The organism is Paenibacillus xanthanilyticus (genome assembly GCF_042682185.1).
Classification (GTDB): Bacteria; Bacillota; Bacilli; order Paenibacillales; family Paenibacillaceae; genus Paenibacillus_Z; species Paenibacillus_Z xanthanilyticus.
Genome location: NZ_JBHUHA010000002.1, coordinates 104,067 through 117,052 on the forward strand (window position 1 = coordinate 104,067; position 12,986 = coordinate 117,052).

Annotated in this window: 13 protein-coding genes; 3 read left to right on the forward strand and 10 right to left on the reverse strand. The window is 55.0% G+C overall.

The features are described 5' to 3' along the window. Nucleotides 1–88: 88 nt before the first annotated feature. The 3 genes from ACFSKT_RS17515 to ACFSKT_RS17525 form a co-directional block, all read right to left on the reverse strand. Nucleotides 89–415, reverse strand: a complete 327-nt coding sequence (locus tag ACFSKT_RS17515; RefSeq protein ID WP_377719694.1) for an ArsR/SmtB family transcription factor — start codon at nucleotides 413–415, stop codon at nucleotides 89–91. 161 nt (nucleotides 416–576) lie between these two features. After that, nucleotides 577–1,998, reverse strand: coding sequence for an FAD/NAD(P)-binding protein (locus ACFSKT_RS17520; RefSeq protein WP_377719693.1), 1,422 nt, complete (start codon nucleotides 1,996–1,998; stop codon nucleotides 577–579). Between the two features lie 247 nt (nucleotides 1,999–2,245). Further along, nucleotides 2,246–2,410 carry a hypothetical protein gene (locus tag ACFSKT_RS17525; RefSeq protein ID WP_377719692.1) on the reverse strand — a complete coding sequence of 55 codons (165 nt, stop codon included), beginning with the start codon at nucleotides 2,408–2,410 and terminating at the stop codon, nucleotides 2,246–2,248. Nucleotides 2,411–3,000: 590 nt separating this feature from the next. Here ACFSKT_RS17525 and ACFSKT_RS17530 point away from each other — a divergent pair. Then, the gene (locus tag ACFSKT_RS17530; protein ID WP_377719691.1) at nucleotides 3,001–3,174 is read left to right on the forward strand and encodes an aspartyl-phosphate phosphatase Spo0E family protein; all 174 of its coding nucleotides are present in this window, start codon (nucleotides 3,001–3,003) and stop codon (nucleotides 3,172–3,174) included. Between the two features lie 89 nt (nucleotides 3,175–3,263). On the opposite strand, the gene cyoD is transcribed toward ACFSKT_RS17530, so the two are convergent. The 5 genes from cyoD to ACFSKT_RS17555 form a co-directional block, all read right to left on the reverse strand. Then, nucleotides 3,264–3,599: a cytochrome o ubiquinol oxidase subunit IV gene (gene cyoD / locus ACFSKT_RS17535; RefSeq protein ID WP_377719690.1), complete on the reverse strand. Its 336-nt coding sequence runs from the start codon at nucleotides 3,597–3,599 to the stop codon at nucleotides 3,264–3,266. 1 nt (nucleotide 3,600) lies between these two features. Next, a complete protein-coding gene (gene cyoC / locus ACFSKT_RS17540) occupies nucleotides 3,601–4,146 on the reverse strand; it encodes a cytochrome o ubiquinol oxidase subunit III (protein WP_377720612.1) in 546 nt (181 codons plus the stop codon). 120 nt (nucleotides 4,147–4,266) lie between these two features. Beyond that, nucleotides 4,267–6,240 carry a cbb3-type cytochrome c oxidase subunit I gene (locus ACFSKT_RS17545; protein WP_377719689.1) on the reverse strand — a complete coding sequence of 658 codons (1,974 nt, stop codon included), beginning with the start codon at nucleotides 6,238–6,240 and terminating at the stop codon, nucleotides 4,267–4,269. A gap of 21 nt (nucleotides 6,241–6,261) precedes the next feature. Next, nucleotides 6,262–7,254, reverse strand: a complete 993-nt coding sequence (gene cyoA, locus ACFSKT_RS17550; protein ID WP_377720611.1) for a ubiquinol oxidase subunit II — start codon at nucleotides 7,252–7,254, stop codon at nucleotides 6,262–6,264. A 288-nt stretch (nucleotides 7,255–7,542) separates the two neighbouring features. Further along, the gene (locus ACFSKT_RS17555; protein ID WP_377719688.1) at nucleotides 7,543–7,785 is read right to left on the reverse strand and encodes a hypothetical protein; all 243 of its coding nucleotides are present in this window, start codon (nucleotides 7,783–7,785) and stop codon (nucleotides 7,543–7,545) included. A 745-nt stretch (nucleotides 7,786–8,530) separates the two neighbouring features. Between ACFSKT_RS17555 and ACFSKT_RS17560 the strand changes: the two genes are divergently transcribed. Together ACFSKT_RS17560 and ACFSKT_RS17565 are read left to right on the forward strand one after the other, a co-directional pair. Continuing rightward, nucleotides 8,531–10,450: a terpene cyclase/mutase family protein gene (locus ACFSKT_RS17560; RefSeq protein WP_377719687.1), complete on the forward strand. Its 1,920-nt coding sequence runs from the start codon at nucleotides 8,531–8,533 to the stop codon at nucleotides 10,448–10,450. 84 nt (nucleotides 10,451–10,534) lie between these two features. Continuing rightward, nucleotides 10,535–10,882, forward strand: a complete 348-nt coding sequence (locus ACFSKT_RS17565; RefSeq protein WP_377719686.1) for a hypothetical protein — start codon at nucleotides 10,535–10,537, stop codon at nucleotides 10,880–10,882. A gap of 189 nt (nucleotides 10,883–11,071) precedes the next feature. Here ACFSKT_RS17565 and ACFSKT_RS17570 read toward each other — a convergent pair whose 3' ends face one another. Both ACFSKT_RS17570 and ACFSKT_RS17575 read right to left on the reverse strand, forming a co-directional pair. Beyond that, complete coding sequence (locus tag ACFSKT_RS17570; RefSeq protein WP_377719685.1) at nucleotides 11,072–12,106, reverse strand: glycoside hydrolase family 88/105 protein; 1,035 nt, start codon at nucleotides 12,104–12,106, stop codon at nucleotides 11,072–11,074. A 43-nt stretch (nucleotides 12,107–12,149) separates the two neighbouring features. Continuing rightward, complete coding sequence (locus ACFSKT_RS17575; protein WP_377719684.1) at nucleotides 12,150–12,986, reverse strand: carbohydrate ABC transporter permease; 837 nt, start codon at nucleotides 12,984–12,986, stop codon at nucleotides 12,150–12,152.

Below are 12,986 nucleotides of genomic sequence, written 5' to 3' on the forward strand. Positions count from 1 at the left end.
AGCCCTTATTATTTCCTCCAATATTTACTCCAATACGAAACCGAACCTGCACGGCAACACGCCATGCAGGTTCTTTTTTATGCGCAGCCTATTCGGTTTTGTTTTCTTTTTGCAACTCCTCCAAGTAAGCATCCAGCCGGTCGAACCGATCTTCCCACAATCGCCGAAACGATTGGATCCAGGTCTGCATGTCTTGAAGCGGCTCCGGTCTTAGATTATAGATGCGCTGATTGGCCTGCGGACGCACGTCTACGATACGCGCCTCGTTCAATACTTTAAGATGCTTGGACGCCTGCGGTTGTCGGATTCCGAGCTGATCGGCGATTTCCCCTACCGTCAGCGGGCCGTCTCGAAGCAGTTCGACCATCTGAAGCCGGTTGGGTTCGGCAAGCGCGCTCAAAGTTGCTACATCCATTTCTTCCCCCTCCGATTCTTCGCCAAGATACGTTCCATATGAAGAATATACTGATGTGGGAATATTGTTGTCAAGGAACGAGCGAGCCGGGAAATGTAACAAAGACCCCGACCTGCTGAAGGTCGGAGTCTTTCACGCTTGAAATATAGGAATGAGTGCCCTTACTTCTTTTCATCGCGTACATTGCCGATGAACTCCGGTTCATCATATTTATAGAACTGGTCGAGAATGGCTTCTCGATCATCCATGAACAGCTGATCCGCAATCTCGGCGACGAGTCGCGGCACGGCGAATTTCATGCCCGATAGCGCGGAGGCGGATACCCCGCAGCTGACCAAAGCCGAGTAGGTAAACGAGAAGAGGCCGCGGAGTTTTTTCTCTCCTTCCTCATCGCGCCCTTGGAAGGCAAAGCCTCTCGTCAAGTAGGGATGCGCGTCCAGGAGCGGATTCGCGATCCCTTCCGGCGCCTTGTAACGATCGCCCCATCTTGCGATATGGCGTTCGACGAGCGCCAGTTCCGGCCTGAGCGCCGGATCGGTCACTAATCCGGTGCTAATGATGAGAAAATCGAAGGCGAACTCGCCTTGCGGCGTCGTCACGATCGCCCCTTCTTCCGCAGACCGAACATTCAGCCATGGCGCGCCCAAGTGCAGACGGAAGCCTGGCCAGGCGGCCGCACGCTCGAACGTATCGTTCGTCGGCGGCTGATTATGCTTGAAGAAATGCGCGATGACCCGATATTTGTCCGCATCCCCGAGCGCCGCGAATCGTTCGATCATGCCCGAGCCTTCCATCTGGCGGATCGGATTGATACGGGGCAGCTCGCTTCGCCGAACGAAGACGTGCGCCTCCGCGACGCCCTCGTTCAGTGCGAAGTTCGCGTTGTCGAAGGCGGAGGCGCCTCCGCCTAGGATCGCGACCTTCTTCCCTCTCAATGCTTCGAACGCGATCCGCTGCGACGTATGGGCATATCGATCCGCCGGCAAATTACGGGCGATCATCGAGGGCACATGCCACTCTCCCCCGCCTTGAATGCCTGTCGCCAGGACGACTTTGCGTGCCAACAATTCCTTCGCTGGCGCGCCGGCGCCTTCGATATGCAGTCGATGAATGCCTTCGCCAGCCGTCTCTACCAGCTTCAACTTCACATCGTTTACGACCGGCAGGTCGAGGACCCGTCTGTACCAACGGAGATAGTTCATCCATTCGCTACGCGGGATTTTGCCGAGCGTCTCCCACCCTTCCGCGCCATGCTGCGCTTCCCACCAGGATCGGAACGTAAGGGAAGGCAGACCAAGATCGACGGAGGTCAAGTGCTTCGGCGTCCGAAGCGTCATCATGCGCGCGTAGGTCTCCCATGGGCCTTCCAGACCTTCGGGATTCTCGTCGATAATCAGCAAGTTGGAAATCCGCTCGCGAAGGAGCCCGAAGCCGATCGACAGCCCGCTCTGACCGCCGCCGACGACCACCACATCGTAAACATGGCCTTCCGGGTGACGCTTTGGTTGAAGCCAATCTTGTCCCCCGTAGGCTAAACAGGACAAATCCGCCTTTACACGCGCTTGCAATGCCTCAAGATTCATCGTATCTCCCGCCTTTCTGCCATGAATCCCTTATCATTTATGTTAGATATAAGCACATCCTATGTGATCTATAACGGTATCTTACCTCTTTCGATGCGGCTAATTGAAGCTAAAGGACAATTTATTGTCAGGAAAACTAAAACGCGCCATCCGATCTTGTTCAAAATGACAAGACTTCGGTCATGACTCGCCCTCCAAGCATTCCGAAATGAAAAAACCAGACCCCGTAAGGTCTGGTTCCTGCGCACTATTGTTCTTGCTGAGCGCTGCGTCCTGCAGCAGATTGCTGCTCGAATGCTTCAGCCGCTTCCTCGGCCGAGAACTCCGTATCGTTCTGGCCCGGTACCGGGAATTGGTTCAATTTGGTCGATTGAACCTCGCCTTTGTTCAATTCGTTTTGCGAGTTTGCCATGTACGTACACCTCCTTCTTTCAGCACAACGTTCATTAGTTTATCCGACTCATGGAATATTATGTATGAGGAAGAAATTCCCACTCGCAACCTTCAACCGGACAAGGCATGTCAACTTTTTTGAGGAAAATAAAGGGAAGTTGAACAAAACGTCGAATAAGTACTATGACCAATGAAAGGGGAGCTGCCGACTGCATGCGTTCTTGATGGTGCGGCGGATTCGACGAATCGAAAATCGCCGGAGCCTTAAGGGTAGCTTCTATGAGCGATAGCTTGCCTGTTTACAGATGTTATCGATTGCCTTACACTCATGGAGGAATGCCTTCGTAGCGGCGTTGCGCTCGGCGTTCGTCCTCCTTTTCCAGCCATGGATACTTATTTAGCGCAAAGCACGGTTGCCCAGAGAGGAACAAGCGGATCGCAGATACAGCTACTACCCACTGGAACCTCACGCTCCTCGACCTCATCTATGCCGGCTTACATACTCTTTCCTTAATCCCATGCCTTTAGCTCTCTCCCTTCCAACCGCTCGCTCACGCAAGTCAACGAACGCAAGGATGTTAGACCAAATTAGACGAGGAGGCACGGCTTATGACTACGCTAGCGGATATTAATAACGAGATCGAGCAGCTTCGATTGCTGCTTAATACGGTGTCGTCTGAATCGCCTCTTACCGCATCCGTCGTGGTCGAGATCAGCCAAAAACTCGATTTGCTCATCATGCTGCATTATGAGCTGTCGCAACAGCTGCGCTGCGCCTTGTAGAATAGACAAAGCGGTTGTTCATACGCACAAAAATGCAGCTCCCCGGATAACCGAGGAGCTGCTTCTTTTTGTTGATTAGCGTATACGAATTAATGTGCCACGGTGTTGTACGTCATGATCCAGATCGAGCCAAGCACGATTGTCAGCACGATCAACAAGCCGAGCAGAAGCGACATGAGATTGTAACGCGGTTTGTTCTCCTCGCGCAAATGCATGAAGAACAGAAGCTGGACCAAAAATTGCAGAACCGCGGTGACGAGCAGCACGACGTTGGCCGCCGTGCCTTCCACATAGTCGTTCAAGACGAGCACAAGCGGAATGATCGTCAAAATAATCGAAAGGACGAAGCCGATGACGTAAGATTTCAACGAGCCGTGACCGCCGTGCGCATCATGGCCGTGCGCGCCGTCTTGATGTTGTGCCATCTTACATCACCCCCATCATATAGACGATCGTGAAGACGAAGATCCACACGACGTCCAAAAAGTGCCAGTACAAGCTAATGACGTTGACCTTACGTTCCGTAACCGGCGTAATGCCGCGGCGCGAAAGCTGAATCATCAGGCCGATCATCCAGAACAGACCGAGCGAGACGTGCAAACCATGCGTGCCGACCAGCGTGTAGAATGCGGAGAGGAACGCGCTCGTGCTGATCGTCGCGCCTTCTTCCACCATGGTAATAAACTCGGTAACTTCGAGCGCGACGAACGATGCGCCCAGCAGCACGGTGACGCCGAGCCACATGATGAGACCCTTCACATTCTTCTTATGCATCGCCAGCACAGCCAGACCGCTCGTGAAGCTGCTCGTGAGCAGGATGAACGTCGAGGCGATGATGCCCGGCATGTGGAACAGCTCGTGTGCGGTTGGCCCGCCGTTGGTATTGCCCTTCAAGACGATATACGTTGCGAACAGCGTCGCGAACAGGATACAGTCCGTCATCAGGAACAGCCAGAAGCCGAACGTCTTCATCGATTCATGTTCGCGTTCGTGGTGTTCGTCATGGCCGTGGCCACCGGCGGCATGGCCGCCGTGCGCCGTATCGGAATGGGCGGCCGTGAACGGCCGCGACCTAAACTTGCGTGTCAACACTTAGTTCGCCCCCCTTAAAGCAGCCTCGGTGCGTTTGACCTCGTCGACAGGAATGTAGTAGTCCGTGTCGTACGAGAAGGAACGCGCCAGCAAGCAGATGAAGACACCGATCATGCCCGGGATGACGAAGATCAGCCAATCGAAGACGAAACCGAAGCCCGCAACGAACCAGCAGACGGACATGATGAACGGAATCGCCGAGTTTTTCGGCATATGAATCGGTTCAAGCGGCTGCGGCTTTTTCGTTGATGGCAAGCCGTTTGCCTTGCGTTGTTTGTCTTCCCACCAATCGTCCTGCGCCTGCACTTGCGGCAAAGTCGCGAAGTTGTAGAGCGGCGCAGGGGACGGTATCGACCATTCCAGCGTGCGGCCGTTCCATGGATCGCCTGTCGTGTCGCGTTCCATGAATTTGATGCTGTGCGCGATCTGCCATACTTGGAACAAGAAGCCGATCCCCATTAAGAAACCGCCGATCGTGGAGACCAAATTAAGCGGACCCCAGCCCATGTCCCAGCTGTATTCGCTGACGCGGCGCGTCATACCGTCGAGCCCCAGGAAATATTGCGGCATGAAGCAGATGTAGAACCCGAAGTTCCACAGCCAGAATGCCCATTTGCCGAGCTTCTCGTTCAGCTTGAAGCCGAACATTTTCGGCCACCAGTACGACAAGCCTGCGAAGTAACCGAAGGCCACGCCGCCGATGAGCACTTGGTGGAAGTGCGCAATCAGGAAGTAACTGTTATGGAACTGGAAGTCGGCTGGCGCGACGGACAGCAGGACGCCCGTCATACCGCCGATGACGAAACACGGAATGAACGCGATCGTCCACAACATCGGCGTGGTGAACGTAATCCGCCCGCGGAACATCGTGAACAGCCAGTTGAATACTTTGACCCCGGTCGGGATCGCGATGAGCATCGTCGTTATGGCGAAGAACGCGTTCACGTCCGCGCCGGAGCCCATCGTGAAGAAGTGGTGAAGCCAGGTGAAGAAAGACAGTACGCTGATGATCATCATCGCGAAGACCATCGATTTGTAGCCGAACAGCTTCTTCTTGGAGAAGGTCGCAACGATCTCCGAGTAGATCCCGAACGCCGGTAATATGACGATGTATACCTCTGGGTGACCCCACATCCAAATCAAGTTGACGTACATCATCGGGTTGCCCCCGCCGTCGAGCGTGAAGAAGTGCGCGCCCAGATAACGGTCAAGGAACAGCAGCGCCAATGTAACGGTCAGAATCGGGAAAGCGAATATGATCGTCACGCAGCTGGACAGTACGGACCAGCTGAACATCGGCATTTGCATCATCTTCATGCCCGGTGCGCGCATTTTGAGAATCGTGACGATAAAGTTGATGCCCGTTGCCAAGGAGCCGATACCGGATATTTGGATACCCCATATATAGAAGTCCTGCCCGACGCCGGGACTATGCGACAGCTCCGAGAGCGGCGCATATGACAGCCATCCGGCATCCGGCGAGCCGCCGATGACGAACGACATGTTGAACAGCATCGCGCCAAAGAAGAACATCCAGAAGCTTAAGGAGTTCAGGAACGGATAAGCGACGTCTCTCGCTCCGATCTGGAGCGGCACGACGATATTGAACAAGCCGAACATGAGCGGCATCGCCATAAATAAAATCATGATAACGCCGTGCGTCGTGAAAATTTGGTTATAGTGTTCCGGTTCCAGGAAGTGGACATCCGGCAAAGCAATCTGCGTCCGCATGAGCAGCGCATCGACGCCGCCGCGGAACAGCATGAGAATGGATGCGATGATATACATGATCCCGATTCGCTTATGGTCCACGGTCGTAAGCCATTCGCGCCACAGCCAGCCCCACTTTTTGAAGTAGGTCAGTACCGTGATGATCGAGATGAGCGCAAGCGCGATACTGACGTCGGCGCCATAGATGAGCGGGTCGCCCGTGACGAAAAAGTCGCCGGCGAACTCTTTAATTTTCTCTAACATGCGGTCTCTCCTCTCTTTCCGTTATTCGTGATCCGCATGATGTTCATGATCCATGTCCGTTTCGGCGTCCATGTCCATGTTCATTTCTTGATCATCGGCAGTAGATTTCGTTGCTTCGGTGCTTGTGTTCGATTGCTCCGCGCTTTCGGTGGACTCGCCGCCATGGTGATGGCCGCTCGATCCCGGCGAGGCGTATTTATTCACGATTGTATTGAAGAGACCTTCCGGATAGCCGGAGAACGACTGGATGTCGGCCGTGCCCTGTTCAGCCAGTTTCTCATAGCCTTCAATCGTCAGCTCCTTGCCGGTTCCCTTCACTTCTTGTACCCATGCGGCGAATTCCTCTTCGGAAGTCGCGGTTGCGTCGAAGCGCATTTTGCCGAAATCCTTGCCTGTGAAGTTCGCTCCGGCTCCATAGTAGACGCCAGGCTCATCCGCTTGCAGGAACAGTGTCATGGCCATGCCGGACATGGTATAGATCTGTCCGCCGAGCTGCGGAATCCAGAAGGAGTTCATCGGCGCATCGCTCGTCAGCTTGAACTCGATCGGGCGATCCTCCGGGAACTTCAGGTAATTGACTGTGGCGATATTCTGCTCGGGATACGTGAACAGCCACTTCCAGTCGAGCGAAGTCACTTCGATGACGAGCGGCTCCTTCTCGGACTCGAGCGGTTTCGAAGGCTCCAGATGATACGTGTAACGAACCGTCACGACGGCAAGAATAACGATAATGACAATCGGGATGCCCCACCAAATCGCCTCTAATTTCGTGCTATGCTCCCATTTCGGCTTATACGCCGCATTGTTGCCCGGTTTGTCCCGATAACGCCATACGATAATGGCGGTCAGAATCAGGACAGGCACGATAATGATTGCGCATAGCAGCGTTGAAATCCAGATCAAATCCCGCTGCGAATCGCCTACCGGACCCTTGGGATCCAGCACCATGGGGTTACAGCCCGACAGCAGAACCATCGTCAGCGTCAGCATGAAGGCTGCGGTGATTCGTTTCATAACGCTGCGCTTCTTCACTTCCTCATCTCCTTACGGCCGTTCATTGTAGTCGAACTTTGTGAAATTTGTCTCATGCCATAACCATAACAGAAGTCTTCTCCGATTTCCTCATCGTTAACAAAGGCGTCAACGAAAATTAGATTTTCTGTAATATTTCCTTCACCATTTCGACGATATTTACTAATAACCGCCTCAAACGCAAAAGAACCTCCCGGTTGTCCCGAAAGGTTCTTGCGCTAGTGAATCGCTTGTCAATCGACAGTTTCTGGTTATGCCGACGAATGTCGGTTAGATGCGTTGCTGGCCGTCGGAGCCATGCTTGCGGTTCTCCACCATGTTGATCGCCGTGCCGATCGTATAGATGAAGACGCTGCCGACCAAGAATCCGATTCCGACCATGAGCGTCAGGTTCTTGTCGCTAAAGTGGCTCAGGTTCCAAATACACATAACAACGCCGATTGCCAAACACAACCAGGCCATAATATTCATCGTCGAGAAAATCCGTTTCACGTCGCGTATTTCTTTGTTCATGATGGTCACTCCCGTTCGGTAAAGTAAACGCTTCCTATGGCTCTATTATACCTCAATTTCGCGATTTGTGTTCAAAAATTTTTCACATTTTGATCGAAATTCGGACAAATTATTCGCCAAGCGCGGGTTGAAAAGCTGTGATAGTGTTCTTTACCCATAAAATAGGGGAGCTACTCCTCAGGAGGTTAACCCTCCCCCAACCCCCTCCGCCGAGGGGGCTCCGTGGACTCCGCCCTCTGGACACCCGATTTCGTGCGTCGCGTTGGTTCGTGGTAGGCGGGAGCTTTCGAGTAGGCACGCTTTTGTCCTCACGGACAAAGCTCACTTATGCTTCCCCCTCCGCCGAGGGCTCCGAGCGTTCCGCCCGATGGACACCCGTTCTTCTCGTTGGTGGGATGCCGCCGTCGTTGACGTGTACATTGAGGTGGACTCGCTTGGTCTTTTTGAACAAGGCTAAGGGATGCGTCCTCACAAGTGGTTGGAAATGACTTCTTGAATATGGAGCTTTTGGCCGTAGCACGCTTTTTGTCCGTTGGACAAAGCTTACTTTTAAACAGCGCTTCACTAATAATTTTTTATTCCTATGTGATTTGCTGACTCATTTATTTTCTTCTCTAGCCGGTAGCTCAATAGTTAGCCGTCTCACTACCCCGCTCCCTTACTATCCCCAGGTTATGTTCGCCTTCCTTGCGCTCATATACTTTCGTGAACGAATGGAAATCGGGACTTGGCCGAGGAGGATAATATGAAGGAACAACTAGAGGCGTGCATCGCTTCGCTGGTAAACCGGTTGCTCGATGAGCAGCAACCGGACGGTTCGTGGCGCTACCGGTTCGTCGAGAGCGGCATGATGACCGACAGTCATTTTGTCGTTATGATCAGCTTGCTTGGAATTACTGGACGCGAGAATGAAGTTCGTATGCTGGCGGGGCGGATTCGGGGGAGACAAGATAAGGACGGAGCTTGGCGGGTCTATCCCGATGAGTCGGACGGCCATATCTCTGCGACGATTGAAGGCGTGCTGGCGCTGCTCCATGCCGGCGATTCGCCGGAGGCGCCGCATATGAAGCTGGCGCTGAAAGCGATCGAACGGATGGGCGGGGCGAAACGGGTGAACAGCTTAATGACCAAATTTCTGCTCGCGCTGGCCGGGTACAAATCTTGGCCTGCCTTTTTTCCGATTCCGCTTGTGCTGCTGCTGCTTCCGAAGAGCTCCCCGCTTCACTTCTTCCACTTCTCCGGCTACGCCCGCGTTCACATGGCGCCGATGCTCGTGCTCGGCGAACGCAAGCCGCGCTTCCATAACCCGCATGTGCCTATATTGGAGGAACTCGAAGGCAGCCGCTGGCTGTTCGCCTCTTCATCCGCGAACGAAGCTTCGGAAGCGAGCTGGTCGGACCATCTCTCGCGCGGTCCCCTCGATATGCTTCAGGAATGGGCGTCTGCTTGGATTCATGCGCCTAAACTGCTTAAGCAGCGCGCGCTGGACACCGCCGAGTCGTACATACGGGACCGAATCGAAGCCGACGGCACACTATACAGCTATGCCAGCTCGACGATCCTGATGGTGTTCGCGTTCATATCGCTTGGCTACGACAAAGAGGATCCCTTGATCCAGCGGGCTATCGACGGGCTGATCGGCTTTCTCGTTCCGGACGGTGACGGATCTCATCTGCAAACGACGACGTCCGCCGTATGGGACACCGCCCTCATCAGCCATGCGCTGCAGGCTTCCGGACTAAGAGGCGATCACCCGGCAATCGCCAAAGCCGGACGCTACTTGCTCGGCCGTCAGCACGACAAACCTGGCGACTGGGCGCTCGAGGCGGAGCACGCCGAACCGGGGGGATGGGGGTTTTCGCATATCAATTCGATCAATCCCGACGTTGATGACACGACGGCAGCCCTGCGCGCGATCGAGCCGCTGCGCGGTATCCAACCCGAAGCGGGCAACGCCGCGGATCGCGGCCTGAATTGGCTGATCGGAATGCAGAATAGCGACGGTGGTTGGGGAGCGTTCGAACGCAATAATCATCATCCGGTCATCCAATGGATGCCGCTCGAAGGCGTCGAAGCCGCCGCGACCGATCCCTCCTGCGCCGATCTGACCGGACGGGCGCTCGACTATCTCGGGAACACGGCAGGCCTCACGAATCGGCTTTCCTTTGTTCAGCGCGCGGTCCATTGGCTTTACAAGGATCAGAGGAATGACGGTTCCTGGTACGGTCGTTGGGGCGTCTGCTTCATCTATGGCACGTGGGCCGCGCTAACGGGACTAGCCGCGGTCGGCGAACCGCACGACCATCCGGCGATCCGCAAGGCGGTGCAATGGCTGCTGGACATTCAACGCCCGGACGGCGGCTACGGCGAATCGTGCGCCAGCGATATCGGCATGCATTATGCGCCTTTGGGCCGATCTACGATCGTCCAGACCGCCTGGGCGCTCGATGCGCTGACGGCCGTGCATGCCAAACCTAACGAAGCCATTACGCGCGCGGCCGACTGGATAGCCACCCATCATGGTCAACCTTCCGCGCTCGCCGATTATCCGACAGGCGCCGCATTGCCCGGCCATGTGTATTCCCGTTATGAAAGTTACCCGATTCATTGGCCGCTGTTGGCCCTCGCGCATGCACGCCGTAAGTTTGGGAATTTTTTTCCTTAAATTTTGGAAATCGATGCATAATTGATTCCGGGCCGTGACAAATTAACCCAGGTAGATAAATTCCATCTGGGAGGAAACACAACCATGTACAATCAATCGAACCTTACGCAACAAATCCAATTTCTGGAGCAAACGATTCACCAGCTGATCAATCAAACGCAGCAAGCTTCCGCCGTATACCAACAACTGCTTCACCAAGAGCTGCAAAATTCGCAGCAGCTGGAGCAATTGGCTAGACGCGAGCAGCAAGCGGCGCAAATCATCCAGAACGCCCTGCACGGCCACGAGGTCGCCATTCAGCAATTGAACCAAGTACAACTGTTGACGAAACAACTGGAGCAGCGCGTTCAAATCGAGCAAGCGCCATACGCGTTCAATGCGCAGCAGCAGGCGTTCCAGTCGCAACAGCAGCATGTACCTTATCAACAATAAGCATGGTGTGCCGGTTGGCGCCGTCGTTGGCGGCGCCGTCCGGTTCATTCGGGATAAAGTCCGTCAAACTAACGTCTATATGCCTTGCGCATAAGGACGTTTTTTTGCCGTTGGAACGATACCGCCGCTACGCCAAAAAGCCAGCCGGTCAACCGGCTGGCCAATCCATCTAACTTCACAAAATGAACACTACGAGAATACCCGCTGCTTCGTGCGCACCAAATCCGCCAAGAAGACGAGCGCTAGGCCTTGTCCCCAGCCTTGAACCCGCTTGATCGGCACTTCCCGGTAGCCGTCGATGTCGCGCATGACCGCCGTGCCGGCCGAGACGGAGCGAACCGAGCCATCCTCATCGATTTGACTCAGAATACCTTCGATCGCGAGATTCACGTATTTATTGTAGAGCGCTCCGGCATGCGTCAGGGCCGCGGCGATCCCCGCGGAGCCGCTTGTTTCGCTGTACGAGCTGGGATCGGTCAACACCGTATGCCATAACCCGTCGACGTTCTGCAGCCGGACGAGCGCGGCCAGTTGGTCGCGAAGCGAGCCTTCAATGATCATAAAGGACGGATGCGTCACCGGAATAAGCGGCAGCGCCTTCGCCATCGTCAGCGCCGCCCACGAGTTGCCGCGCGCCCAGAAGATGCCGGACATATGGTTCTTCGCGATGTTGTCCCAGCCGTGGTAGTACAAATTCGTCGCCGGATCCTGCAAACATTGCTCATGGCCGTGATACTGCTTCAATCCGTCCTCGAAGTAATCCTCCCGGCCGAGCAGCGCGCCCATGCGGACGAGGAAGTAGCCGGCCATCATCATCGTGTCGACCCACGCCTGCTCGGGGAAGTTGTACGTCTCCGAGTTGACCGTATGCTGGAAGATGCCGTCGCCGAAGCGGACCGCTTCGTGACGGAGATAGTCCGCCATCTGGATCGCAACATCCAAATATTTGCTGTCTTCCGTCGCCTGGTAGAGCGCGATTAGCGCGTGGCCGACCGATACGCCGTTGACCGACAGCTTCGGCAGCCCGTCCTCGAGCTTCTCGTCGACCCATGCTTGCAGCAGCTCGATATAGCGCTTATTCCCGGTTGCTTCATACGCTTCCGCCACGCCGTAGAACGCGACGCCGCCCGGCCAGTCCCAGCTGAAGTCCATGCGGAACGTACGCTCGACGACGCGGTCGATGACGTCCTGAATGTGTTTCTCGTCAAATATTAGCGGTGGCATATTTAAAATCCCCTTTCGGCTTTCCATTCAAGTGCTTGTGTGATTACTTCAGACCGCTCGTGCTAATCCCTTCGACGATATGCTTCTGGAAGGCGAAGAAGACGGCGACGACCGGAACGAGACTGACGATCGACATGGCGAACATCGCGCCCCAGTTGGAGAGCGTGTCGGCGTCGAGGTACATTTTGAGCGCCATCGATACCGGGTACATGCTCGGCTTGTTGAGATAGAGCACCGGTCCGATCAGATCCTCCCAACGCCAGTAGAACGAGAAGATCGAAGCCGTCGCCAGCGCCGGCGCGATGAGCGGAATGATGATGCGGTAGAACAGCCGGAATTTGCCGCAGCCGTCGATCGTCGCCGCCTCGTCGAGCTCGGCCGGGATCGTGCGGATGAACTGGATCATCAGGAAGATGAAGAACGGCGCGCCGAAGTAGGCAGGCACGACGATCGGCTTAATCGAGTTCAGCCAATCCATTTTCGCGAACATAATATATTGCGGCACGAGGGTAACGTCATGCGGAAGCATCAGCGTCACCATCATAATGGCAAACCAGAACGAGCTGCCGAAAAACTTCAGCCGCGCGAAGCCGAACGCGACGAGCGCCGATGAGAGCACCGCGCCGATCGTCGCTAAGACGACAAGCACGAGCGAGTTTTTGATGAACGTCCCGAAGCCGTAGCCCCCGATGCCTTGCCAGCCCTGGGAGTAATTCGTCCAGATCCATTCAGACGGTATGAGCGAGCCGGCGGTCTGGAAAATTTGCGCGCTTGGCTTGAACGAGCTCATTAGCAGCCAAATGACTGGATAGACCATCAGCAGGGCGCCGCCTGCGGCAATGACATGGTAGAGGGTCCACTTGAGCGTTTTGTAGCGCAT

What these genes read in the sequence shown, in the direction of transcription:
- ACFSKT_RS17515 (WP_377719694.1), bottom strand. Translation starts at nt 415, where the DNA reads ATGGATGTAGCAACTTTGAGCGCGCTTGCCGAACCCAACCGGCTTCAG.
- ACFSKT_RS17520 (WP_377719693.1), bottom strand. Translation starts at nt 1,998, where the DNA reads ATGAATCTTGAGGCATTGCAAGCGCGTGTAAAGGCGGATTTGTCCTGT.
- ACFSKT_RS17525 (WP_377719692.1), bottom strand. Translation starts at nt 2,410, where the DNA reads ATGGCAAACTCGCAAAACGAATTGAACAAAGGCGAGGTTCAATCGACC.
- ACFSKT_RS17530 (WP_377719691.1), top strand. Translation starts at nt 3,001, where the DNA reads ATGACTACGCTAGCGGATATTAATAACGAGATCGAGCAGCTTCGATTG.
- cyoD (WP_377719690.1), bottom strand. Translation starts at nt 3,599, where the DNA reads ATGGCACAACATCAAGACGGCGCGCACGGCCATGATGCGCACGGCGGT.
- cyoC (WP_377720612.1), bottom strand. Translation starts at nt 4,146, where the DNA reads ATGAAGACGTTCGGCTTCTGGCTGTTCCTGATGACGGACTGTATCCTG.
- ACFSKT_RS17545 (WP_377719689.1), bottom strand. Translation starts at nt 6,240, where the DNA reads ATGTTAGAGAAAATTAAAGAGTTCGCCGGCGACTTTTTCGTCACGGGC.
- cyoA (WP_377720611.1), bottom strand. Translation starts at nt 7,254, where the DNA reads ATGAAACGAATCACCGCAGCCTTCATGCTGACGCTGACGATGGTTCTG.
- ACFSKT_RS17555 (WP_377719688.1), bottom strand. Translation starts at nt 7,785, where the DNA reads ATGAACAAAGAAATACGCGACGTGAAACGGATTTTCTCGACGATGAAT.
- ACFSKT_RS17560 (WP_377719687.1), top strand. Translation starts at nt 8,531, where the DNA reads ATGAAGGAACAACTAGAGGCGTGCATCGCTTCGCTGGTAAACCGGTTG.
- ACFSKT_RS17565 (WP_377719686.1), top strand. Translation starts at nt 10,535, where the DNA reads ATGTACAATCAATCGAACCTTACGCAACAAATCCAATTTCTGGAGCAA.
- ACFSKT_RS17570 (WP_377719685.1), bottom strand. Translation starts at nt 12,106, where the DNA reads ATGCCACCGCTAATATTTGACGAGAAACACATTCAGGACGTCATCGAC.
- ACFSKT_RS17575 (WP_377719684.1), bottom strand. Translation starts at nt 12,986, where the DNA reads ATGCGCTACAAAACGCTCAAGTGGACCCTCTACCATGTCATTGCCGCA.